The organism is Enterococcus raffinosus (genome assembly GCF_018917525.1).
Lineage (GTDB): Bacteria > Bacillota > Bacilli > Lactobacillales > Enterococcaceae > Enterococcus_A > Enterococcus_A raffinosus_A.
In genome coordinates, this window is sequence record NZ_JAHLOS010000015.1 from 14,728 (window position 1) to 37,994 (window position 23,267).

General features: G+C 36.5%; 18 protein-coding genes and 3 pseudogenes. 6 read left to right on the plus strand and 15 right to left on the minus strand.

What is annotated here, in order from left to right:
* Window positions 1–47: 47 nt before the first annotated feature.
* The 12 genes and pseudogenes from KQI58_RS11075 to KQI58_RS11130 all read right to left on the minus strand — a co-directional run bounded on the left by KQI58_RS11075 (window position 48) and on the right by KQI58_RS11130 (window position 16,095).
* The gene (locus KQI58_RS11075) at window positions 48–4,481 is read right to left on the minus strand and encodes an Eco57I restriction-modification methylase domain-containing protein (protein WP_216409061.1); all 4,434 of its coding nucleotides are present in this window, start codon (window positions 4,479–4,481) and stop codon (window positions 48–50) included.
* Window positions 4,465–5,244, minus strand: a complete 780-nt coding sequence (locus KQI58_RS11080) for a methylase (protein WP_367397931.1) — start codon at window positions 5,242–5,244, stop codon at window positions 4,465–4,467. The genes KQI58_RS11075 and KQI58_RS11080 overlap by 17 nt, the downstream gene beginning before the upstream one ends.
* Before the next feature lie 808 nt (window positions 5,245–6,052).
* On the minus strand, window positions 6,053–7,138 hold the full coding sequence (locus tag KQI58_RS11085) for a hypothetical protein (protein ID WP_216409063.1): 1,086 nt from the start codon (window positions 7,136–7,138) through the stop codon (window positions 6,053–6,055).
* Window positions 7,139–7,183: 45 nt separating this feature from the next.
* The gene (locus KQI58_RS11090; protein WP_216409065.1) at window positions 7,184–9,721 is read right to left on the minus strand and encodes an AAA family ATPase; all 2,538 of its coding nucleotides are present in this window, start codon (window positions 9,719–9,721) and stop codon (window positions 7,184–7,186) included.
* Window positions 9,722–9,883: 162 nt separating this feature from the next.
* On the minus strand, window positions 9,884–10,402 hold the full coding sequence (locus tag KQI58_RS11095) for a class I SAM-dependent methyltransferase (RefSeq protein ID WP_253295899.1): 519 nt from the start codon (window positions 10,400–10,402) through the stop codon (window positions 9,884–9,886).
* 194 nt (window positions 10,403–10,596) lie between these two features.
* A complete protein-coding gene (locus KQI58_RS11100) occupies window positions 10,597–11,181 on the minus strand; it encodes a hypothetical protein (protein WP_102873223.1) in 585 nt (194 codons plus the stop codon).
* A 400-nt stretch (window positions 11,182–11,581) separates the two neighbouring features.
* Entirely contained in the window at window positions 11,582–13,069 is a 1,488-nt protein-coding gene (locus tag KQI58_RS11105; protein ID WP_216409069.1) for a M81 family metallopeptidase, read from the minus strand.
* A complete protein-coding gene (locus KQI58_RS11110) occupies window positions 13,066–13,374 on the minus strand; it encodes a hypothetical protein (RefSeq protein WP_016177972.1) in 309 nt (102 codons plus the stop codon). The genes KQI58_RS11105 and KQI58_RS11110 overlap by 4 nt, the downstream gene beginning before the upstream one ends.
* Before the next feature lie 19 nt (window positions 13,375–13,393).
* Window positions 13,394–14,616 (minus strand): annotated as a pseudogene (locus KQI58_RS11115) (PTS sugar transporter subunit IIC).
* Window positions 14,609–14,941, minus strand: coding sequence for a PTS lactose/cellobiose transporter subunit IIA (locus KQI58_RS11120; RefSeq protein ID WP_070504969.1), 333 nt, complete (start codon window positions 14,939–14,941; stop codon window positions 14,609–14,611). Before KQI58_RS11120 ends, KQI58_RS11115 begins: the two are co-directional and overlap by 8 nt.
* A complete protein-coding gene (gene rarD, locus KQI58_RS11125; RefSeq protein WP_367397935.1) occupies window positions 14,886–15,821 on the minus strand; it encodes an EamA family transporter RarD in 936 nt (311 codons plus the stop codon). Before rarD ends, KQI58_RS11120 begins: the two co-directional genes overlap by 56 nt.
* 118 nt (window positions 15,822–15,939) lie before the next feature.
* The gene (locus KQI58_RS11130) at window positions 15,940–16,095 is read right to left on the minus strand and encodes a CAT RNA binding domain-containing protein (RefSeq protein WP_083291850.1); all 156 of its coding nucleotides are present in this window, start codon (window positions 16,093–16,095) and stop codon (window positions 15,940–15,942) included.
* A 964-nt stretch (window positions 16,096–17,059) separates the two neighbouring features.
* Between KQI58_RS11130 and KQI58_RS22700 the strand changes: the two genes are divergently transcribed.
* The 6 genes and pseudogenes from KQI58_RS22700 (at window position 17,060) to KQI58_RS11150 (ending at window position 20,616) form a co-directional block, all read left to right on the plus strand.
* Window positions 17,060–17,557, plus strand: coding sequence for a transposase (locus KQI58_RS22700; RefSeq protein ID WP_437177523.1), 498 nt, complete (start codon window positions 17,060–17,062; stop codon window positions 17,555–17,557).
* Window positions 17,524–17,667 (plus strand): annotated as a pseudogene (locus tag KQI58_RS22705) (transposase); the annotation flags it as partial. The gene KQI58_RS22700 and the pseudogene KQI58_RS22705, both read left to right, overlap by 34 nt.
* A 210-nt stretch (window positions 17,668–17,877) precedes the next feature.
* Window positions 17,878–18,312, plus strand: a pseudogene (locus KQI58_RS22710) (transposase).
* A 542-nt stretch (window positions 18,313–18,854) separates the two neighbouring features.
* A complete protein-coding gene (locus tag KQI58_RS11140) occupies window positions 18,855–19,394 on the plus strand; it encodes a hypothetical protein (RefSeq protein WP_216409072.1) in 540 nt (179 codons plus the stop codon).
* Complete coding sequence (locus KQI58_RS11145) at window positions 19,342–19,794, plus strand: hypothetical protein (protein ID WP_216409074.1); 453 nt, start codon at window positions 19,342–19,344, stop codon at window positions 19,792–19,794. Before KQI58_RS11140 ends, KQI58_RS11145 begins: the two co-directional genes overlap by 53 nt.
* Window positions 19,795–20,616 carry a hypothetical protein gene (locus KQI58_RS11150; RefSeq protein ID WP_216409075.1) on the plus strand — a complete coding sequence of 274 codons (822 nt, stop codon included), beginning with the start codon at window positions 19,795–19,797 and terminating at the stop codon, window positions 20,614–20,616.
* 1,234 nt (window positions 20,617–21,850) lie between these two features.
* On the opposite strand, the gene KQI58_RS11155 is transcribed toward KQI58_RS11150, so the two are convergent.
* The 3 genes from KQI58_RS11155 to KQI58_RS22715 form a co-directional block, all read right to left on the minus strand.
* On the minus strand, window positions 21,851–22,132 hold the full coding sequence (locus KQI58_RS11155) for a hypothetical protein (protein ID WP_216409076.1): 282 nt from the start codon (window positions 22,130–22,132) through the stop codon (window positions 21,851–21,853).
* A 114-nt stretch (window positions 22,133–22,246) separates the two neighbouring features.
* Entirely contained in the window at window positions 22,247–22,438 is a 192-nt protein-coding gene (locus tag KQI58_RS11160) for a Blp family class II bacteriocin (protein ID WP_216409077.1), read from the minus strand.
* A 210-nt stretch (window positions 22,439–22,648) separates the two neighbouring features.
* On the minus strand, window positions 22,649–23,239 hold the full coding sequence (locus KQI58_RS22715) for a hypothetical protein (RefSeq protein ID WP_253295902.1): 591 nt from the start codon (window positions 23,237–23,239) through the stop codon (window positions 22,649–22,651).
* Window positions 23,240–23,267 lie beyond the last annotated feature (28 nt).

A 23,267-nucleotide genomic window follows, 5' to 3' on the forward strand; every position in this document is an offset into this window, starting at 1 on the left:
TAGGATTAATGGTTACTTACACGGTTTATATTACATTCTCCAAAGATCTACATTGATTTAATTTTATTATCAATGTGTTTGGCTTCATCCTTATCTATTCCATACTTTTTAACAAGTTGGGCATCTAAATCTGACACAGGTTTAGTCCAATCAATATCTGATTTAATAGAAAAATCTTGAAGAGGAACGAAGCGATAAGTTTTGGCTGTTGCGTCCTGACTTCCTTTCGATAGACCATGTAAATAACGGACAAACTTAGTTTTTAGATACTTTGTCAAATTAGTAGCCGATCCTTCGTCTAACTTGAGCTCTGCCCCAAGTACGATATAGGTTTCGGTACATATCGAGCTTGGTTCTCCAACAAATGAATTTAAATTATCGTCGTTAAGCTCTGTTCCAATATTGTTTGCCCGAGCGGTGTATACCTTCCAATCATTAATCCACTCTTGTCGAGTTGTTATTTCATCCCGCTCAACATAACCAATCACACCTTTACCATAGCATTTTATTGGTTCATTTAGCCCGTCTACGTCAGCATGAAACCTAGGATCTTTAATAAAGTATCCGCGGAAACCAAATGGCTTCAATGGCGAAGTAAATTTAGAAAGCCAATTATCATTTAACAATTCTCCGTTTAAAGTAATTATTTTCTTTAAAATACTCACTGCCTTACTGTCGCGGACAAATACATCCACTCCTTCAATCTTCATAGATCTCATTACATCTTCAATTACTTTGTTATCCTCATACGTTACTACACGTGTCAGATTTTTTGTATTGTCATACTTTTTGTCCCATAAGAAATAGCATATTCCTCCACGGATATTTGTTTTAGGAAAAATATCCTCTGGAGTCAACCAGTCGTGTAACTCACGTAAATGTGGATCATTTAACATCTCATCACGATAATCATCCAGACCTTTCCCACCCACATACCAACGACTAGGTGTGATTTGAGTCATATAACTTGGATTTAATTCTTTTCCTGCCTTAACAAAATTTTGGTAAATAGGACTTGCACTTGCTTGTGCGCCCCCATCCATCTCCTGATAAGGTGGATTTGAAATTATTACATCGAATTTCACTCCGTGAAACGCCTCCTTGATCAAATTAACTCCTTCATCAACTGAATCTTTCAGTTGTTTTGTTAAGTCTTCCACATATTCGATATTTGTAGAATAATCTTTGAATCCTGCTAAAGTTCGTTTAGTAATAGTTTTTGCCATCGGTGTTTTAGCAACAGCATAAACATTATTTTTCAAAACTTTTTTCCATAATTCTACAAGCTCAACTCCATTAACTCGTCCAGCTTTTTGATTATTAATTTCCTCAAATAGTTTTTGGTATAAACTAGTTGCAACAAATAATGGATACAGGCCAGTTTTAGAATTCATATCAAGGAAAGTGGTTTCTTCGGTATAAATTTTCTTTGTATTAAAATTGTTAACCCATCTATAAACTAATTGACCATCAATTGTATTGTTTTGGAAGTCATTATCAAAGAAAGACAAGCCACCAAGTGTGTTAATGCTGTGCATATTCACAACACGCCAAGGAGTTAGTACTGTTTCTTTATCCGGATTTTTAAATGAACTGAATAATTTAGCAATCTTTTCCGTACGGGGAATAACATCTAACTCATCATATGACTTTGCCTTCTGACGAATAATACGCCCCGCCTCTACAAAGACTTCACCATCGTAATACTTGGTAAAGTCTTTGAATTTTTCTTTAGTCAGACCCATAGGCATAAATTCATTCCAAGATTTTTCATCTACCAAATTTATGAACATATCTAATGTGATTTCATCTTTTATATCGACATCCATCCCGTAAATCATCATTGGAATTCGGATAGATACTCCTCGAAGTACCGAAATCATCTTCGTACGTTGCTCTCTTAACTTTTTAATCTTTTCAACTGCAGCTTGTTCCTCTGGTGTACGATCTTTTTTCTCTTTTCGTTCTCCTTTAGAACCCTTTTCGTATTCTTCAATATCCATACCATTTTCAGAAACTATGAAGTCTTTGTGTTTTGTTGGTTTACTTGAACCAACAATTTTCTTCAACTCTTCAAATTTTGTAAGATCAACTTGATCAAGATTCAAAAGGTTATCGTTATAAAGTGAAGTGTCCTCAAAACCAGTATTGACTGCCTTTTCTGCGTAAGCTTTCTTTAAAGCAGTGAGCATTCTATCAACACTAAACTCCTTCATTGTATTACCTTGCTGTCCCAATATAGGGAAGAAATTGAGCATGTTTTCAAGTTTTTTCTTTTGCTCTAAACTATTAACTTTACCTTTCTTACTAGTAAGCCCAACACTTTCACTCATAATCTTTAAAGCACGGTCTGGTGCAAAATCAAAAATATAACAATTTTTCTTCACTCCGAGCTCAGCATGATTAAATGGGGTCTGTGCACGGAATGCAGCTTGCAAGTATGAGGTTGGACTTTCTGTATTGGAAAGAAAAAATACACCTGTCCACTCTGGCACATTTACTCCTGTGGTAAGTTTACGTACTGTTAACGTAATTGTTTTAGACTTAGCAGGATTCTCGCCAATTGCATTGCGCACTAACTGCAAATCTGAATCACTAGCATGTTCGCTATCACCAGTTTTTACCACGTTTGCAATGTTGTATTCCTTAAATACAGGGTGAGTGGCAAGTACACGTTCAAAAGCATTTGCTTCTTTAACCCCTGGCATTAACCACAATGTATGACGAAGATTTTCTCTAAATTCTTGTTTGGAAAAAGGAAAATTGGTTTTAGCATCGTTTGTTGTAATATAATCAAGAAATTTGCGAACATCATCTTCATGAATGAGCTTTGTTTCATCATCTTCTTTAACCCTAAAGAACTCACGAAAGTTAAAAGCCTTATTTTCATCAAAATAATCAAACTTATTAGGAATTTCAAAGGTGTACATCGATACTTTAGGTAACCCTTCATACGGATTTGGTTCATTAGGATGCTCTACAGACCACCGTTCTTTTGCTTCTTGCTCCATTGTATAATCCCAAGTGAAGATATTATCATCATCGTATTTATCAAAAAGATTAAAAGGAGTTCCTGAAAGTTCTAACACCTTGGTATGTTCCTCACGCAACTTAGCTTTTACATTATTTGCCAATTCCGTTTCGTTGCCTTCATGAGCCTCATCAATAATAATAAGATCCCAACCTATTGCAAGAAACTCATGGTTTTTATCACCTTGTTTTCCACCTGCCCATTCAGAACCACGTAGGTCTTGAATACTAGCGAAGTAAACAAAGGGTTTGTCAGTATCTACAAGATTTTTAATCCTTTCGCCTTGCTGTCTTGAACCATAAATATACGAATCGTCAGTAAATATTTTCTTGAAATCATTGAACCAACCATCGCTAACCACTGGTCTATGAGTCATAATCAAAACTTTCTTGTATCCGCTCTCTTTGATTACTTGCAAAGCAGATAAAGTCTTGCCAAAACGCATTTTTGCATTCCAAAGCATTTCATCCTTAGTTTTGAAAACTTTCTTTGTTTGATTAATCGCATCTTTTTGTTCTGGTCTAAAATTAATTTGAAATTCATCAAAATCATCTGTTTTTGATTTGAGACTGCCCTTGCCATCTTTCACCGCTTGAATAGCTTCTTTAGCAATATCAACCGTGACATTAAACCACTCATTCGGCTTACCTACATCATCTTCTCCAATGGTCTGAGGGTTGTACCCTGAACGTTTTAAAACTTCATGAACATCATGATCTCGGAAAAATTGATTTTTGTTATTTACTGCTAACTGAGCCCAGTGAACGACAAAAGGTACTCCAGCAGTAGTCATATATTGCTTAATTCGTTTAGTAGCATGTTTTCGAAGATACTCACTGTTAGGAGTAAAGTCCGCCTCGTAATCTTCTGGGACTGATGCATCTCCAATCTTTTCCAGTCCTTGATACATTTTCCATGTACCATCAGTATCTCTCGCGCTTTGTATATAGATAAGTTTACGATCAAAGGTATTATAAGTAACCACAAACATTTCATCATTAATTTCAACCCCTGGGTCGAATGACTTATTACTTGATAGATTATATGCAAATACCCTAAGTAATTTATCAAGAGTAATTAACGATTCTACCGCCTCAGAAACAGGAATGATTCCATTTTCATGAGCAGCAATGTTACCATTTTTTCGTAACTTATGAAATAAATCAGCTATAGTCGTTGTGATACTATCTCTTCTTTTGAGTTCTCTAAGTACATTTACATAATTCATATTAGACTGATTAATCCCGACATTTAAAGCAATTTTTCTTGCTGCAATTTCAGAATAACGCCTTGTTCCAATAGCAACTTCATTAGGAATTTGATTAACCATCGCACGATACGTGTTTATCGCATCAACTAAATTGGGAATACCAAGAAAACTTTCTAGCTTAGCTCCATATTTTGGTAGAAAATCGAAGTATTTTGCTTTAGATTTAGTTACTGTTGTCATCAACTTCCTCCATCTCTTCCTTATAAACTTCTGTAATAGGAACTGCCACGTAACGTAACACAGGAACACTTATCTTCTCTTCAATGATATCATCGTCGAATGAGAACAAATTTAATTGTTCCGCAATGACAGGAGTAGAGTAGGCTTCTCCAGGATCACGTTTCAGACCTATATAAATATCATCCAATGAATACTCCGTCCGATTAATAGTGATTTTCTTTTGACCTTTTCTCAAAAATTTAGGTGTCCATTCACTAAAAACTATTGGCTTGCCATCTGGTGTTTTTCTTGTTAAAAAATCACCCTGATTAATATTTTTTGAAATCAAAGTCTTCGCACTATCTTGAACTTTCTTCTTTATTGGCTCACCATGCTTTCGAGCTTGCTCAAGATAAAAGTCGTTAAATACTTGGAACATATTCATTACGCAAGTTTGAGCGTTATCTTCTAGTAACTCTACTCCATATAAAGTAGAAAGTGCCAACAAAGAAAAATTTTCATATTGTTCCATTGATTTACTGTATTCATGAGCAACCATAGCCATTTTCCTAGCCAAAACTTCTACTAAGAAAGCACCTTCACCCGCTGAAGGCTCAAAAAAAGTTTTTTGTAGCTCTTCGCAAGCCTCTTTTACCCCTGGCAAATTCAGCATATCTTTGACAGTTCGTTGCGGCGTAAAAACCTCACCATGTTTTTGAACACGTTTCTTGCTTTTTACAAGTCGCTCTGCCTCTCCTTTAATCATCATTACTTCATCACTCACACAAAATCACCTGTCTCACTAATACAAAAAACCAACACAGTAGTACTATCTTGGGTTGGCTTATTATATATGAAATTCTGAATATAGAAATTAATTTACTTACTTGCTTACTAAGCATTCTACTCCTTTCCTCCATTTCAAGTTGAACTTTACACTCCGGAAAAACTTATCATAATTTTTCTTTTATATCTTATCACATTTTGGCTAATCTTTAGTTAAGGTTACAATATATTGTGCGCTTCACAAAGGTAAAAAATTGCCATTTCAAATTACTAATAAAATGCAAAAAATAGGCTTGCTTGGTTAAAAACTTGTTTAAAATTTTATTGAGTCATATACATACAACTATTATATCTTTAATAATCCCAAACATCCAACTTGTCAAAATAATATAAGAACACTCATTAACTCAATAATATCTACAAAAATCGCTTATTATTTTTGTGACAACCTAAAAAGTCTAAATTCTTTCTGTTAGATCAATTTTACTATACATAGATAAAATAATTATTGCTTTTATTTAAGAAAAGAAAAATGAATTTCAATTGTACTAAATTAATCCAACTACCATAATGATAAGTTTGTAAAACGGCAATTTCAATCATTATTAATATATTTCAATAATAACTTTGGATTTTAAAAATCTTCACCACTTAAAATTGCACAGTTTAATTGGTAATCCCTTCATAATCTTATAAACCTCTTGGTATCTTCGTATAAAAATAAAGCTTTTATCCTTAAAATAAATAAGGCGTCCTTTAAAAACTAATAAACCTTTTCATAGTTTACTTACATAGAAAAAAACAATCTACGTGAAACCTAATACACATTCATATTTTTCGATTTCAGTAATTACTTTTCGTCTAATTTCTTCACGATCTTTTTGTGATGAAAAGAAATCAATTTGTTTCAAAATGAGTTCTTGTTTTCTCCTTTGAGTATCATCTTCAATACTCTTCAAAGCATCCTCAAAAGAATTAGAAAATTGATCACTATCTTTAATTCTAAATGAGGAAAAAACTGTTTCATTACTAACATCGCTATCTTTGAAACTAACTACCTTAATTAATTTATATCTGTAAACTATTTCCGATAAAATCTGATCGTTGGTAGCAAAGATTACCTTATTCCCCTTTTTAATTAAATCTTGTTGATAGATATTTACCAAAAATAAATCCATTGCAGCATTAAGCATACTTTTCTTTCCTTTTTTATTAACACCATGATAAATTCTCTTAAAGGATTTCCCATCGCTTGTTTTGAAATTACCCCACAGAAGTATGGAATAAATTAGATGTGTCTGATAAAAAATCTCTACATTATTTCTCATATAGTCATAAAAAGTTTTTAACTTTTCTTCTCTTGAAATATTAGACTTTTCAAGTTCAAATATTTTTAGACAATACAAATATGAAGTATTGAATGCAAGAGAATCTTCTTTTTTTTGTCTGGATTTGAACTCCTCATCGTTTACCATATAATTTACAGCAGCTTCTGAATTTTTAGTTAAATACTTTTCAAATGAGCCTTTGGGGTTAATGACTTCTGATAAAGATAGTTCTTCAAGTAAAATCAACATTTTGTCTATCCTACTGAACATTTTTTTTGCATCCAAACTTCTAGTTACTGAATCTCTACATGTCTCATCCATTGCTGCACTGAAATCGACTGTCAAATTTTCATTAGTCTTTATTTCTGTTAAAAATTCAATCAATGAGTATGCAACTTCTTTACCTTTATCATTACTCAAAAATCTATTCATCATTGACGATGGTTGATCAAAATATGATTCTAAGTAGACACAAATATTTGAGTCTATTACTATAGAATACTTTTCACCTTTCAAACTCTGTATATCTTTGAATCCTTCAAAAGGACAAATATATTTAAACATTTTACACCTCATCTCAATAAAAACCTTACGAACATTTATATTCTATTACTTCGGTCTATTTCTCTTCACAAATTCCCTGCAATTCGCTAAATATGAACCCAATTCTTCAGGATTAGGGACTCCTTCACCTAATCCGCCGGCTCTATCATGAACCCAGTTTGAACAACTTACCATACCAGCTTCTAACTCTTCATAAAGTTCTCTAGTAAATGGGGCGTCTCTCAAACGTTGTGTTTGTATCGCTGGACTAAACCTTTGAAGTGAATTATTGAAGAGAATCTCTTCTACAGTCCGTTCCCATGTCTCCCTCAATTCTTCGCACCAAAGTTTTACTTGCCTTTCATAATCTTCTACCTTATCAACATTTGATGGAACAATTTCTTTATACAGTTTTTCAATACCTTGTAATTTATTCTGCAAACTTCCAAGTCGTTTCTTTACTGGCATGCTGAGCCACGGAAGTGAATTTTGTAATATTCCAGAATTTTGTTGAATCTTCCTAATTGTTGTTGTGCAATAATCTATTTCTTGCTTCTGACAAAGGTCTTGAACTAGTAACAAAAATGTGATGTCATGTGTAAGTATGACCACCTGTTTCTCTTTTGCCTCTTCGACCAGTCTTTTAGCGATTAATTCTCTTCGTTTATAATCCAATGAGCATACCGGATCATCTAGTATGATACAATCGTTATCATCATTAAGTGCTGTTTCAGCGAGAAAATTTGCTAAAGATATTGATCTTTGTTCTCCTTCGCTTAGTATCTCAACAGGTTTTCTCCCTTTAACTGTGAGTTTTTTTAACGTAGTACCTTTTCTACCTCTTTGTTTAACCGTAGCAGAAAAATCAGCATTTAATTTTTGACATTCCTCAGAAAATCTTTCTATATATTCATTAGTCACAAATTGTTTGAATAACCTATTCTGAAACATAGTTATTCTACCTGTCGACATATTGATAAGATTTGCAGAAAATACCCATTTGACATCTTTCAAAAATTTTTCGATTTTAGGAAAAAGTTTCTCAAACTGTAATTTGTCTTGATACCAGTCTAAGTATTTATCAATTTCAACCAATTCCTTTTCAACTTTTTCGGCATTTAAAACTTCAATATTTTTCTTGAGTGCTTCAAACGCAACATCAAAACAATCTGTACTAACTCTATATTCATTCACTAGTGATTTCCATTCCAGAGATACCAAGTTATCAATAAGCTGCTTATTAATTTGATCAGACTCTACCTCGGCATCAATCAAAACTTTACGAAGCTCAGGCTCATTTTTCTTTAACCAATCATCAAACTTGGATTCTTGCACTAGTAGTTGAAAGTTTTGTTTAGCAAAATCTTGGGCAACTCTTTTAATATCCAATTCTGCTTTCTTTAGATTTTGCTCAGCCACACTTTTCAAATATCTCCAGTATTTATCTATGACTTCTGTGTTTTTAATATCCTGCCCACAAAAAATACAGTGATCAATTTCTTCATTAACAGACTCATAATATGTTTTGGCTGAAAGAATAAATTCCTTCCATTCAGTTGTACCTAAATTATAGATATGTTCTCCCTTTAGCTGCTCTATACCTTCTTCAGCTGAAAGATCTTTCAGGCGGTTTCTTTCGTTAATTAATTCTTTTGTCTTTTCTATTCTTGTATTAGAGAATTTATTGTTCAACTCTGAAATTCTTTGTTTTAAAAGATTCAAATTTTTTTCGAACTTTAAACACTCTTGCATTTTTTCATTTATATTTAAGCCCAGAAGAAAAACTTTCCTCTTTTGTTTACTTTTATACTCTTCTTCGTCTTTTTCAGTAACTTTTGCAAACTCACTTAACTGCTTAATATCAGTCTGATGATCTAATTTTTCGATAATCTTTTTTATCGCCGTCTCCTTACTAAAATATTCGATAAAATTGTTATCAATACTCTTTGATTCAATCTCCGTTCTCAATCTGGATTTAATTTCGGTAAAATAATGGATATAGCTATCAAAAAAACTAAACTCTATTGGTGCAAAAGATAGCTCTGTTTCTTTGGTTAAATCATTCATTGCACTAACCGTATCGAAAACTGATACTTTTTTGAAATTATCATGTCCTAAATCATTTGGAAAAAACAAATCCGTACAAATACCCTCTTTATTTTCAAAACTAAAAGTTGCTCCAATTTCATTGTTGTTTCGAACAAATACATTAGGTAAAATACTCTTATCGCCTCTTGAAATGAAAGCATTATTAAATAAACGAGTATATCCTGATTTACCACTCCCGTTCTCCCCGTATATTAATGTGAGTTGATTCCCAATTTTTAAAGTTTCATTTGGACTCAAGGCGTTTACTCCTGTTATACTTGATATACTTTTCAATTTAACTTGTTGCTTACTATTAGTTTGATTTACAGTTCCTAATAATTCCAAATGATTTCTTTCCAACCTCTGTCCGATTAAACCGTTTTCACTTTTAAACAACAGATAAATTTCATCCAAGTCTCGTTCGCTAAGCTCAGTTCCCTTGAGTATCGCATTACCTATACGTTGTTCCCAGTAGGGTTGTCTCTTAACCCAATCACAAATATTCGTATTTATCATAACTTAATCTCCTTTATCACATTACTATTCTATAATAACAGATATTATTATAAATAATTTATCATTTCATTGAAATTCAAAAAAAAGAGACGCACACATCCAGCAGTCTCTCACACAAAATTATTTAGTTATGCATTTCTCCAAAGTATTGTTAATCTAATTTCATAACCCTCTTCCCAACCCATAAACCACCCAATCCCGCTCCCGTTCCACCTGCACCAACCGCAACCCAACATCATCCAAATACTCCCCAAACACATCCGGCTCCTTCAACTTAGGCAAAACGTATTTAACCTTAGAATACTCACAGCCAATGAGCAGAATACCATCATCAGTCAGTATTCTTCTTATCTCTAAAAGACTCCCTCGCAAATTGCTCCAATGAAAATGATTTTGAAAGGCACAAATTAGGTCAAAGCTATTTGAAGGGTAATCTGTTTTCTCGATATTTACTTTTTCGAACGTAATCGTGCTATTCGAGTTTAATCTTTTTGCTTGTTCGATAGCTTTTTCTGAAATATCTATTCCAATGATTGTCTCGGCCTTAAATCTTTGACTGAGGTAGTACGTGGTTGCACCATTGCCAACGCTTATATCTAAAATGCGGTGAAATTGTTTTGCAGGTAAGAATGACAGGCACCATTTTGCCATGGGCAAGTAAACTTTATTCCATAATTTCATCATGATACTCCCTACCCAACCGGTTGGCGCTTTCGATTGGTTTAGAAGGTATTTGTAAATGAAAGCTAGTCCCACTACTATTATTAATAGGATAAAGAAACGATTCATGTCTTGTCCTTTCTGACGCAATCTAAAGTAATAATGTTTCTTAGATTCTAAGTCTGAAATAATATCCTTACAAATCCAATACAACCTTATCTACGATCTTTTAACTTCACATTTCTCTCATTACTTACATTGTACTTCACTTCAACATCCACTAAATAATAAACGACATGCTGCAAGTCCTCTTCTGTCACATCTGCCTCAGTGGCACTTGTTGTTTGTTTATACCTAAGTTTGACAACGTTCCCTTTTTTGAAACTTTCCGGCTCTTCTGTTTCAAACAATGCTTGATCTAAATAGCTGTCAACCAGCACCACATAAGACTTCTCTCCTATGGTTCGAACACTCGTAACAAAGAAATAGTCGGTCCGTGTTTGAACAGGATTTCTACCTAGAAGCAAATCCAAGGACTGTACTTTTCTTGGATTTGAGATAGCCACTCTTTCCTCATCCTCATTGAACAAGTCCATAGGTGTTACTTGATCTAATTCATCATAGGTAAAATTGATTATCTCATCTTTTTCGTATTTCAATTTCGTTTTAGTATCCCACTGTAAAAGTGTGCCACTAGAAATATCTTGAAAAATCACACTATGACCATAATAGGCCTTAGATGCGCCCATCGGAACTCTATTATCAATACTAATTACTTTTGCTATTGTATATTTTCTCATCATATCACCTACTATCCAGTATCTATTACACTAATTTTTTCTCGTTAGCTAAGCGGACAATTCCGAAAAGAACTCTCTTTGCGTTCGCTTTCATAAATCTATTATAAAAGAATAAAGACAACAAAAATAGTCACCCCATGAATCTCTTTTTCATAGAATCTCTCCTGCTATTTATTTGAAATTAGTATTTCTACCAGTATATATTTAAATAATCTTGTAGCTAAGACCCCTTGAAACGCGGAAAACGAAATGTTATTCAACCCAAATAACAGTTGAAGAATTTTGAGACGATATTCGCTCGTAAACCCATAGCCATCACAAAAAACCTCCCGCAATTCAACAATCAATTGTCAAATCACGGAAGGAAGTACCCATACTTTTAAGTTTTAGTGATTACTCGTTACTCAAATCCCCCATCAGTCTTCGTCGTATAGTCGTATTCTAGTTCATCATAAGGAAACATTGGACGCTGGATTTGTTTAAAATCCAGCTTTTCTGTTGCTTGTTGTGTTGGGCCGTCGGTTAAAGCCATCACACAATGGGCTCCGTAGGCGTCGAAGTCTGGTGAAATATAGCCTTGTTTTACTATGATCACTTCGTAGTCTTCTATGGAGACATTTGCCCACATAAATTGCGCTAGTTCTGTGAAGCTCACTGATTCGCGTTGCACTAGCACCGTGAGGGGATAGTGCTTTAATTTTACACCGATCACGCATCCTGTGATGGGGTCTTCTTGGTAATCTTGACTGACTACTCCTTTTGAGACGATCGTTCCTTCTAGTGATATTGTTTTAGATCGTTCGTCGAGGTCTTTTCCTAATTTAAACTGCACTGCCTCTCCTAACGCGTGTTGATTTAGCTGAGTGGTTGCTTTTTCGTCAATAATGCCTGCGATCAAGGTGGGCTTCTGCCAATCGGGATGTGTCTTCAATAAGTGTCGCAGGATCACTGTACTGTAGCCATCGCTGCCGGCACCGCAGTTATCTCCTGAATCGGTGATGAAGATTGGTTTCTCCGTCATATTCTCTACCTCGGCTAACACCTGTGCCAGTTCTCCGTAATTGCCGTGATAGTGAAACTCATACCGTCGGCGCAGGATAAAGTCGGATAGTTCATCGGCTTTTTCTTGGGCGTAGCTTCGATAGCGTTGATCAGCTGGTACTATTGTGACGGCACAGCCTAAGCGATCACTGTCATGGCGGACATAGCCTACATGAAAGGAAGCGCAGAGGATTCGTTCGTCTTGTTCTAATTCATCGAGCTTTTGATTGATAGAACGGACTGGTTCGTCTGAAGACACCGAACGTTCGCCGCCTACGATGATCGGCAGCTTGCGACAGACTGGCTGGATTACTCGTGTGCGTTCTTGTAGGATTTCACAGAAAAGGGTCGCTGTTTTGTCGAATGTTTCTTGAATATCTGTATGTGGCGAGTGGCGGTAGCAAGTCACCAGATTGGTCATCTTCGCGAATTCTTCCGTCACATTGCCGTGAGGGTCCATCACCACGGCGATTGGCAGATATGCTCCTACTAATTTACGGATCTCTCGTAAAATCACAAACTCCGCTGATCCTTCCGGCAGATTCATTACCTTGCTGGCACCATGCAGATAGAGATAAATGCCGTCGATCTCACGTATCTGCTGTTTCACCGCAGCTAGAAAATGCTCTAGGATATAGTCGAACGCTTCTCGTTCGATCAAGCCGCCAGGATGACCATTTGCATAGAAACCTGGGATTAGCTGGATACCTTGATTATCAAAGATGGGCTGAATGCCCATCTTTGATATCATGTCGTTGCCTTCTGCAAAGAGAAAATTTTCTTTGTTCATGGTTTTTGGCGTATGCTCATTGCTCTCTGAATTGAAGAATCCTACTAATACCTTCATTTGCGTTTCTCCATTACTGTCATCATATTTTGATAAACGCCTTCTGCATTCATCAAGCCGAAATCGGTGGAGTTGATCACCATGATGGGGATCTCAGCGGGTACTTCTTTGCGGACATTTGGTACTGCGTAGCGGACTTGAGGTGCCAGCATCACCAGCTGTTTTTCGTGGGATTTGGGACCGACCTTTTCCAGACCTACTGCTTCGATGTGGAGGGACTGTCCGGCTTTTTCTGCTACTTCACTGATTTTTTTGCATAAGATCGCGGTACTCATCCCCGCTTGGCAAACTAATAATACGTTCATGTTCATTCTTCCTTTCTTTCTAGTAAACTTCGATTGCGTCTTCTGGGTTTTGTTCTGAAGGCAGCTGTTCTTCTGCCAGCTTCTCTTTTTCAAACAATTTGTAAAACGGATAGTACACCAGCATATTGGCGGCGATACATACCACCGTCAGGATCACTGCCCGATAATCAAGGCTGGATAACCATTGCCCCACGCCCACCGGCACTGTGGAGCTGACATTGATCAGTGTACGATTGACCAAGCCTACCGCCATCGCTCCGTAACACAAGAAAATATTCACCACTTGGGTCAATAGAAACGGGATCAAGAAAATCGGGTTCAAAACGATCGGCAGTCCAAACAACACCGGTTCGTTGATCCCAAAGATTCCGGGAATGATCGCCAGCTTGCCCACCGTACGAATCTGAATGGATTTGCTTCGCAGCATCAACAACACCAGTCCCAATGTCGCACCGCCACCACCGACAAGATGGCACTGCTATGGATGCCAAACCACCAGCCGAGTTGCGAGACCACCGAAGCAAGTGAGACCCCGAAGACCGTATCCACCGCCAGATTCAACGGCTGTCCGATCATCATTAATAGTTTTGGTACTGATGTCGCGAAGACCTCCGCAAAGATCATGCGAATCAATACCATCGTCAAAAATACCACCGCTAATGGCACCAACGCTCCGATAGATTCCTTCAACGATGCCGGCACCGTATCTGGAAAGGCGATATACCCCACGCGTTTTCGCACCAGCAGATGGTACAGCTCCACCGCCGCAAAGGTCGTGATGATCGCTGAAAAGAGGCCTGTTCCGCCAAAGTAAGCTGTGTCCCAATTCCATTCCACGTATTGACTATTCACCACTAAAAAGGAGACCAGTGCCACCAGCATAGTTAAAAAGACATTCATCTGACGTTTTTGCGCCAAGTTATAGGCGATCGCCAGTGACAGGTAGACACCCTGACTGCCTAGTGTCACCCCAAACAAGAAGTTCAGGTGCGAGCCGTAGACCTCCGCCGCCTGCGCCCAGCCCTTCATCACGGGATAAAAGACATCCGTTTTGGATAGCAAATGATAATCCACGATTGGCTGTGACAAGATCAACGCAAAAGAGCCAATCAAAATCAACGGCAGGATCGTCATGAAGGATGTGGCGATCACTTGCAAATAAAGATTGCCCGCCAGCTTCGCCGCCAAAGGTGCAAAGAGCTTTTCCAAGACATTGGAGAACTTCTGTAATTGTTTACTCATAGCTTTCCACCTCCTCACGTTCCATCTGTTCAATCAGCAGCTGGCACATCCGACTCCACGAGATCGCATTGGCAAGATGGTCCTGTGCATGGGTCATGACCAGAGAATACGGCACCTCTTCCTCATTGACTTCTGCTTGGATCAGCTTTGTTTGGATATTGTGCACTTCTGCCATGCGCTCCTGTCCACGCTTCATCGCCACCACCGCAGCGGCTAGATTGATTCCTTCAAGATAAGCGTTCATCCCTTGATAAAAATCATCCATCGCATCACCGGCGATGCTGATGATTTGAAACGCCGTCAGTTGTACTTCTTCTTTTGTCATGTTTTTCGTCCTCCTTGTTAGTAGAATGCTGCATAAGTCCAATCACAAATACGATACTTCCCGCCACGACCCAGCTATAGGTCAACAAATCGCTGAGATGCCACGGCTCCCGAAACAAAAACACCGAGACCGCTAACATCAAGGCAGGATTCAAATACTGCAGGATCGCCAATACCGTCTGGGGCAGACGTTTACTGGCAGCCATAAATAAAATCAAGGGCAACGCTGTCGCAGCGCCGCTGGTCATCAATAACAGATTGCCTTCCCACATGGGCAACACCAACGGCATCTTGGTAACCCACACGATCACCAGCGCTACCGGTAATAAGATCACCGTCTCCACCCACATCCGAAACATCGGATCTAATGCCCCCTGCTTTTCCAACACGCCATAATAAGCCACACAAAGTGCCATCAACAGTGGCACGAGGGATAACGACGCACCTGCCACCAGCTTGGTGAAGATACTTCCCATCAATAGCACCACCGCAAATCGCTGCCAGACATTCAGCTGTTCCTTGAAGAAAAAGCGCCCAAAGAACACCGTAAAAAGCGGCGAACAAAAATAAGCAAAGCTTGCACTAGTCGTCTGACCACTGGCGACACAATAGATGAACGCGCCCCAGTTGCCGCCGATCGAAAGCGCCGCTAGACACAGATTCCGCCGCACCTTAGCATCTCGCCACACCACCAATAATTGCTGGACCAGCCTCTCTTTTTTGAAAGAACAAAGACACGTCAATGTCATCACTATAAATGACCAAATGATGCGGTATGCCAACAACTCCAGCGAGTCGATGCCTTCTAGAAGCTTCCAAAAAATCGGCAGAAAGCCCCAGATCGTGTAGGTAATCACTCCATAAATAAGTCCTTTTTTGATAGAACCAACTCCTTTTCATCAACCAATCGGAGAAAGCAAAAAAAGCAGGCCCGACACATCTCACACTTTTTGTGAAATGGATCAAGCCTGCCTAACAGTCACCCTCCAAATGGTTGAACTATTCAATTTTTCGGTATTTCTTTTCAAGATTCGTTGCAACGACCGTGTCTCCCTTCTTCTTGCCAAACCCGATGCCCTTTTTCACTAAGACCCACTCTCCTTTCCCTTCACGAGCCACCACGACATTATGCGTCAACACCTGAAGAACCACCATATTCCCACCCTTTCTGATAAGTAATGATTTCAAATAAAACGTCAGCGATTTCACTAAGAGGCCGGCTCACTTCTATTGCGAGCCAAAGCAACACAAAAAAAGGTATCGGGCGTGGTCTGCCCAATACCTTTGACATAGCGAAATAAACGTATACCGCACCTCGAAATTTCCCCACAAAAAAGACTAGAAAAAAAGCTTAAATTTGGTACAATAATGAGGTCGGTGTGATACACTGACTATGGCAACTTGATTGGTCAGTTGGCGCTGACTTTTCAAGGCTCTATATTCTGGTCGCCGCCAGAATGTAGAGTGCCTTTTTTATTTGATTAATTAAATATCTGAGTCCATTTTATTGAAAGCGGATTAGCCTGTCAAGCGAACAAAAGATTTTTTTTGAGATTATGTTGAGGATTTTCTGAACATCTAGTTGTACCTGACTTAATGCGGACCGTTTTAAATCAATATCTTATTTTAAATAAAAAGTTGGTAATTGTTATTAATACTTGTTCGAGAAGGTCCAAATATTCGTCAGTGTAGCGATTTTTAGAGAACAAAATGCTTTATCCATACAAACATCACTCCCAAAAAAACCTTTTAATTCAATATTTTTTGTTTTAGTTATACACTAAAGTTGATGGAAGAGAACTACTATATATGGCATTTGAATCCTGACAGATGCTAGTTGAATAAGATTTTAAAAGGTTTCTACTATGCTATCTTTTCAATAATTCCTTTTTTCCATTACTTAATTCTTATCTTATACCTGAAAAATTCATACTTACTCGAAGGTCCTTTGGAAAGCTAGAACTGCCAATGGTTCTTCGAGTTTTTTCTTTTCACCTTTTTGATGCACAAAAAAGAGCCCTCCTGTGTTATTGTTAAGTCGACAAAAACATCACAATAAAAAGTGCTCTATATGTCAACTTTACGCCAAAATAAATTACAATTCAATCCCTAACTCACTATTTCTAATACTGGCGGTCAATTATCTTCTGATTCTGGCCTTCTGCTTGTGCAAGAATTTCTCCATCGAATCGATTTTGATTCACGTATCGAAGAAACCTGTCTTTTTTCTGATCCTAGAAAATATGCGACCCACACAACAAAAGACCTATTTAAGCAACTGTTGTTTCAAGTGATCGCAGGGTACAAGTCTGAATCTGCCAGCGATCACCTGATTAACGATCCGATTTTTACTTTAGCACTGGGAAAAGACGCCTTAGCTTCACAACCTACCCTTTCTCGTTTTATCCAATGGTGGGATACCAATACTGTCCAGAGTTTTCATGCGCTGAATGCGCAGTTAGGCGAAACATTTATTGAGCAATTAAATCGTCACGAAATGGTCATTGATTTAGGTTCCACTCATGCGGATATACTTTTGGTCACCAAGAGCAGACAGCTTATAACGGTCATTACGGGTCAACGGGTTATCATCCGTTGTTGGCTTTTGATGGATTGACTCGCTTGTTTCTTGTTGCACAATTGCGGCCGGAAAATGTCTATACCTCCAATGGAGCCGCGGATTTTCTGCGCCCGATCCTTGAGCGTCATCATGGGGCTTCCTGCTAGCGCCAGTTACTGGTTCACGGGGTGACACCAGAAATTTACCAGCTCTGTGACGAATCCCAAGCAAAGTTTCTGATCCGAATGAAGGCAAGTCAAAAGTCACGACGTCTGGCAGAAGGATGTGCTTTATTCCGATAAGACCGATTTTACTAAGCAGGAAGTCCAATGGAATGAACTGACTTATCAAGCTGACTCTTGGAAACGTCCCATCGAGTGATTGTAAAACCGATGCATCCGGCAGGTGCGTACCTTTTTCGTCATGAATTTCTTGTGACGAATTTGGAAGACCTGTTTCCGAGAACGATTTTTCCCATATACCAACATCGAGGTATCATGGAAAATGACATTAAGGAGATCAAGGAAGGATTCTTCTTTGATAAAACCGATCACATCACGTTTGTTCAAAATGAGGGCCGCATGGTATTAAGTGGAATTGCCTATAATCTTTTCCAGTTGATGAAGCAATTGACGTTCCCTGAAGCAGAACGCTAAGAAACGATCACCACGATCCGCTTCAAACTGTTTCATATTGCCGGGAAAGTGACGACCCATGCGCGGAACATTCGTGTACTGCTCGCCAGCTCCAATGTCTTCGATGACTTGTTTTGGCAGATACTTCATCGCCTCCAGACCTTTCCGCTTTATTGAATTGATTAAAAATTACCCAAAAAAAAATCCATTTTATCCATCATGGGATTCGTGCGCCCTTTTTTCCTCAAAGTCATTCATTTCCAGCGATTTTTTCGAGAAACAATCCATTTGATAAAAATTGAAGCAATAATCAAACTTTTGCTCGCTATTTTCGGGTGAGCGTGTTATAGCTTAAAAAGTATGAATCATTCAGGTTTACAATACTATCGATTATTTATGAATAACTGCAAAAAGTTGGACTGAAAGCTACCTCATTTGAATGAAATCATTTTTCCAAGCCTTTGAAAAATGATTCAGATTTTCAGCACGCATACTATTTTGCTAAGCAGCACAATCATTTTTTCTTACTAATCAGTTAATTAGCTCTTGATTCACTTAGATTGCCAAACAAATCTAGCAAGTCATCTCTTATTTAAGGGAATAAATTCGCTGACATATCATCCAACTACACTTTACTAAAGTACTTTTATATAAAACTTGAATCAAACTCTACAGATTGATATTATGATACTAGTATTAAGTTGAAAGAAGGGAGAATTATGAATTCATTCGAGCTTTATGAAGTAAACCAGATGAAAGCTTTCAATTCAAAATTTTCTGAATACCTATCATTATTAAAGAAATATATTAGTCAAACTGATTTGAATGAAGAAAAAATGGAAATCAATAAGATGTATTTAAAATCTATCGAGGAGAGTTTTGAAAATAAAGATTTTAATTGCGATCAGTATCTTCAATTAAAATCTGTTTTAAAAGATGCTACTTTTACAAGATATAAAAAACAAGAAATTGAAGCAATAATTCAGGTTTTCATGAGAAAAATAAACTTTGAAAGTTCTACTTTGGAAGATCGTGATGTAGAAAAAACTTTAGATATAACGAATGAGATTTATACATCTTTATCGAAAAATATTATTAGGTTAAACAAAAACTATAGTAAAAAATGGAGTAATATTTCTATTTCATTTCCAGAATCAAATACTTATTCATATTTTTCTACATTAGAAAAAAATAAGGAGAATAATGATGCTAAAAGAGATTACGAATATCAGTCTGAAGCAATTTTCGATAGAAGATAAAGAAGTTAGTAACGATTCGGATAATATCAAGCTAGCGATTATTGGTGAATGCAATTTGAATAATCTTGTTCAATTTACTGAAGAAGATAATGTTTATTCTACAAATGTGTCGTTCAAGTTGGCTGTTGTGGAACAAAAAATTGACAGCGAGGAATTGAAGAATTTGAACGACAGTGATCCAAGAATATATATATCATTGAACTGTATTTTTAAGTTAGATTTCGTTTATGATGACTTGGATACAAATGACGAAATTAGCAAAAACAACTTAGCTAAAGAAGTTGGAAGATATACTGGCCCGTATATAAGAGAAGTCGTGACAAATATGTTTAGCCGTACTGTTTTTCCTGTCCCCCCTATTCCATTGGATTTTTTTGATGAGTTAGAGGTTATTGAGTAAATGGAGTTGAAAAATATCAGATTTGAAGAAATAGAAAGAGATAAATTTTATGTATCTGTTCTTCAAAATGCTCATAACATAAATCTAAAAAAAATTTTATTAAGCAAAGACGCAGATTTAATTGAAACTGTGCTTTCTTTCTTTCAAAGGAATAAGGATAACGGTGAAAGATTACGAAATGAATTAATTCGAATGGATGAAGAGTTGGAATTACGAAAAATAATTTATGGCGATGATTCTGACGCATATTTGCGAATGGTTAAACTTAAGAGGACTTTAAGTTTAATCTATCAGTTCAATTATGAGGAATTTAAAAGATTTAGAAGTAATTTTGTTGAATATGTTGCTTTTGTGTATTTTTCTGTAGTTGCACCGTTTGTAAAAAATAAATTAAGTAAAAGAAGACGCTTCTTTCATGAACCCAAAATTTATTATAAGACTAGCAAAGATTTAGGGAAATCTATCAGTGTAAATGCGCAAGAAGATGAAAAAGTGCTAATTGGTAATGGTGATAATTTAGTGGATTTGATTCATGTAAATAAAGAAGAGTTATCTATTGATATTTGTGAATGTAAGGCTGATTTAAACCATTTTTTATTGCACCTAAAAAATATAGATTCAGATAATCCAGATTGTAAAAAGAGTTTAAAAAAATGGTTTTACATGAACAATGTTCAAAATTTTTTTAATGAAAATGTATCTGGATGTAGCGCTAAGCTTTATTTCTTCACATTTGCCGATACCATCAACAACGCAGAACAAGTAAAAGATGAAGCTACTATTATTACTTCAACTAAAATATGTTCAGCATTTTGTATTTAATAGTTTATTACCTGAAAAATTCATACTTACTCGAAGATCCGTTGGAAAGATTAAACTGCCAATGATTCTTCGATTTTTTTGGCTCTAAGTCAAATCGTGTTGTTTTCGTTAAATCACTGAAAAGAAATGCTTCGGCGTTTCCTTTTTTTCTTTTTGTTTTTTTGTTCAAATAATGGGCTCTTCGTCAATGAGTGTTGGTGAAGAGCCTGGACAGTTTGATCCCAAATTAACAGTTATTTTGGAAACTCACTAACTAATCCTACAAATTGAAACCTGTTGTATCCTAAATCGGTTTTATTTTCTTAATATTATGATTCATCCCCCAGAAGTCATCTCTAAAAGAAACAAGGATAAACAACTGGGACTCATTAGCAAATTTTAGCTTATATCAGAGGTTAAATCTCCATTTCTCACAACTTGGCAAAATTATTTTGGGATTGGGAAACCGACTATTTACTTTTTTGCTTTTTGGGAGTGAATCATATTATGCCACTTTAATAGTATTTGATTTCATACTCCCAATCCACCCAAATTTTTATCTATTCAGTAAAGGATATTTATGCTCATGTTAGCACTCGTCAGATAAAAGAAACCAACAATAGCTTCGCGAATTTCATGACAATATCTGATCAAAAAAGCAGATTCCCTCTATTAAATGGTCTGCTAAACATTGGCTTAACATTGTTTTCATTTTCCCTCAGAGTTGGTGTTTTTAAGATCATTTTGAGGATTCAGTGTTTCCTAATATTGCTTAATTGTACTTGCAGCAAGAGATTGATGCTTTGGTATAATCAGAAAAATCACTAATTTTTCTACAGTTGGTAATTGTGAGCGGAACTCTTAATGACTATTTTCTACCCTAAAAAGCAATAATCGGGATAGAATAAAGCAAAGTGGGGTAAAAAAAGAGACTGTTCAATCATTCGCTGACGCCTCTTTCTAAAGCTGATATCGTTATTTTAGCACCTGAGCTAAGCCAGAAAACAATCGAAAGAAGATTGACTGATTTGGTAAAAGCAGCACGTATCCAGAAAATTGGCGCTGGTCGCTCTACCGCATACATCAGTAAAAGTAATGCCTCAACAAAAATATCTACCCCAACTCAGTTGTTTTGGGGTAGATATTTTTATTCTGAGTCAGATAAAGTCTTTAGTCGTTCTAACAAGGTGTTACTTTTCGAATTAAATACGTTTGCATCATGTGTAGACGGATAAAAAATATTTTTCTCTGTAATTCATCCTCGAAAGAATGATTCAGCCCAACAGCCATAACCTATTGAACATAATAATACTAGGCTTGCTATAACTAATCTTAAATTAAAATTCAAACTCCCCTTAACACTAGAAACTAAGATAATTGCTAAGAACGTAAAAAAAAGAAAGAAAGCCCCCATAAAGCAAGTAAAAATATACCCCTTTTTCTTCCACTGATTTTTAGCATGAAGTTTTTTATATAAAAATATCCCTATTACACCAAAACGCCAAAATATTGCAGAATCACTCGGTTTATTTTTCATTTTACCGCTCCTTTCCAAATCCTTAATCTTCTAAGGACTAATTTCCCGCGGGTCTTCTACATTAAAACTAGTAGTAGCTTCGCGTGATTCTATAGAATGGACTATTAGATTACATTAATGCCAACCATGTTGAGGTTTTTTATTATATCCCCATTTAACACATGAGCCTAAAAATCCTACGACACCTCCGTCAAAGCCGCCGGTTACTGCTCCACCTACTGTGTTAATAGCACAATTTACATCAGCATTGCCACCACCGATAATTTTTTGCATTTCTTGAACATTCATTTCTTTAATATTTTGCATGTTATAACACGCTCCTTCTAATTATTTTTAATACGAAATGAATGTATCATAGTATTTTTATCTATAGGGAAAACCTTCCTGAACCTTAGGTATTTCATCTTGAACGAGTTATTTCGTTGGACCAAACGAGGACTAAAAGCCTATTTGTTCGATATTCCCAACTGAAAACAAAATAGTCATTCAGAAATAAGAAGCCTTCACCCAAAAATTTCACTCATCCCGCTCTTCAAACTCCAACAGATAATGATCAATCTGACCGTTTTCTATGATCTTCATTTCGATCATATCCCATTCCTTATGGTTCAGGAGTTTTTGAACGAGCTCGTTTTCGATCTCCGCTTTCGTTATCGTACCGACATCATAATAATCTATCTCAAATAGGTCATCGATTTTATTTCCTTCTTCATCTTCTTCATAGCTTGAGAAAATGACGTAATTGACCACAATCTCATTGTCCCTTCGTGCATGTCTCACTAATTCATCTAAGAGCACGATTTCACAGCCAAAATACCTCAATACCTCTTCTATTTCTTCGTCACACCAATTGTAGTGGGGTTCATTTTTTTCAAGAATTTGTTGAATTTCTTCTTTTTGTTCTTCAGTTAGTGATTCGTAAGTAATCTTACTATCGATCGTTCCATCTGCATCGCTTTTTTGTTCAACTCTATATAAAACGTTTCTATTTCGGTCTAGTATATTGAACTTTAATGCCCTTTGACCGTTCAACAGCGTGATCCAAATTGCGCGTTCTGATCGATACCCGCCATAAGTTAATTGTGTTTTTTGATATTCTACTGTCACCTTTTCATCCTCCTTAACAACAGTTTTC

Excerpts from the sequence above, each read along its gene's own strand:
- KQI58_RS11075 (WP_216409061.1), bottom strand. The coding sequence starts at position 4,481 with ATGACAACAGTAACTAAATCTAAAGCAAAATACTTCGATTTTCTACCA.
- KQI58_RS11085 (WP_216409063.1), bottom strand. The coding sequence starts at position 7,138 with ATGTTTAAATATATTTGTCCTTTTGAAGGATTCAAAGATATACAGAGT.
- KQI58_RS11090 (WP_216409065.1), bottom strand. The coding sequence starts at position 9,721 with ATGATAAATACGAATATTTGTGATTGGGTTAAGAGACAACCCTACTGG.
- KQI58_RS11095 (WP_253295899.1), bottom strand. The coding sequence starts at position 10,402 with ATGAAATTATGGAATAAAGTTTACTTGCCCATGGCAAAATGGTGCCTG.
- KQI58_RS11100 (WP_102873223.1), bottom strand. The coding sequence starts at position 11,181 with ATGAGAAAATATACAATAGCAAAAGTAATTAGTATTGATAATAGAGTT.
- KQI58_RS11105 (WP_216409069.1), bottom strand. The coding sequence starts at position 13,069 with ATGAAGGTATTAGTAGGATTCTTCAATTCAGAGAGCAATGAGCATACG.
- KQI58_RS11110 (WP_016177972.1), bottom strand. The coding sequence starts at position 13,374 with ATGAACGTATTATTAGTTTGCCAAGCGGGGATGAGTACCGCGATCTTA.
- KQI58_RS11120 (WP_070504969.1), bottom strand. The coding sequence starts at position 14,941 with ATGACAAAAGAAGAAGTACAACTGACGGCGTTTCAAATCATCAGCATC.
- KQI58_RS11130 (WP_083291850.1), bottom strand. The coding sequence starts at position 16,095 with ATGGTGGTTCTTCAGGTGTTGACGCATAATGTCGTGGTGGCTCGTGAA.
- KQI58_RS11140 (WP_216409072.1), top strand. The coding sequence starts at position 18,855 with ATGAATTCATTCGAGCTTTATGAAGTAAACCAGATGAAAGCTTTCAAT.
- KQI58_RS11145 (WP_216409074.1), top strand. The coding sequence starts at position 19,342 with ATGCTAAAAGAGATTACGAATATCAGTCTGAAGCAATTTTCGATAGAA.
- KQI58_RS11150 (WP_216409075.1), top strand. The coding sequence starts at position 19,795 with ATGGAGTTGAAAAATATCAGATTTGAAGAAATAGAAAGAGATAAATTT.
- KQI58_RS11155 (WP_216409076.1), bottom strand. The coding sequence starts at position 22,132 with ATGAAAAATAAACCGAGTGATTCTGCAATATTTTGGCGTTTTGGTGTA.
- KQI58_RS11160 (WP_216409077.1), bottom strand. The coding sequence starts at position 22,438 with ATGCAAAATATTAAAGAAATGAATGTTCAAGAAATGCAAAAAATTATC.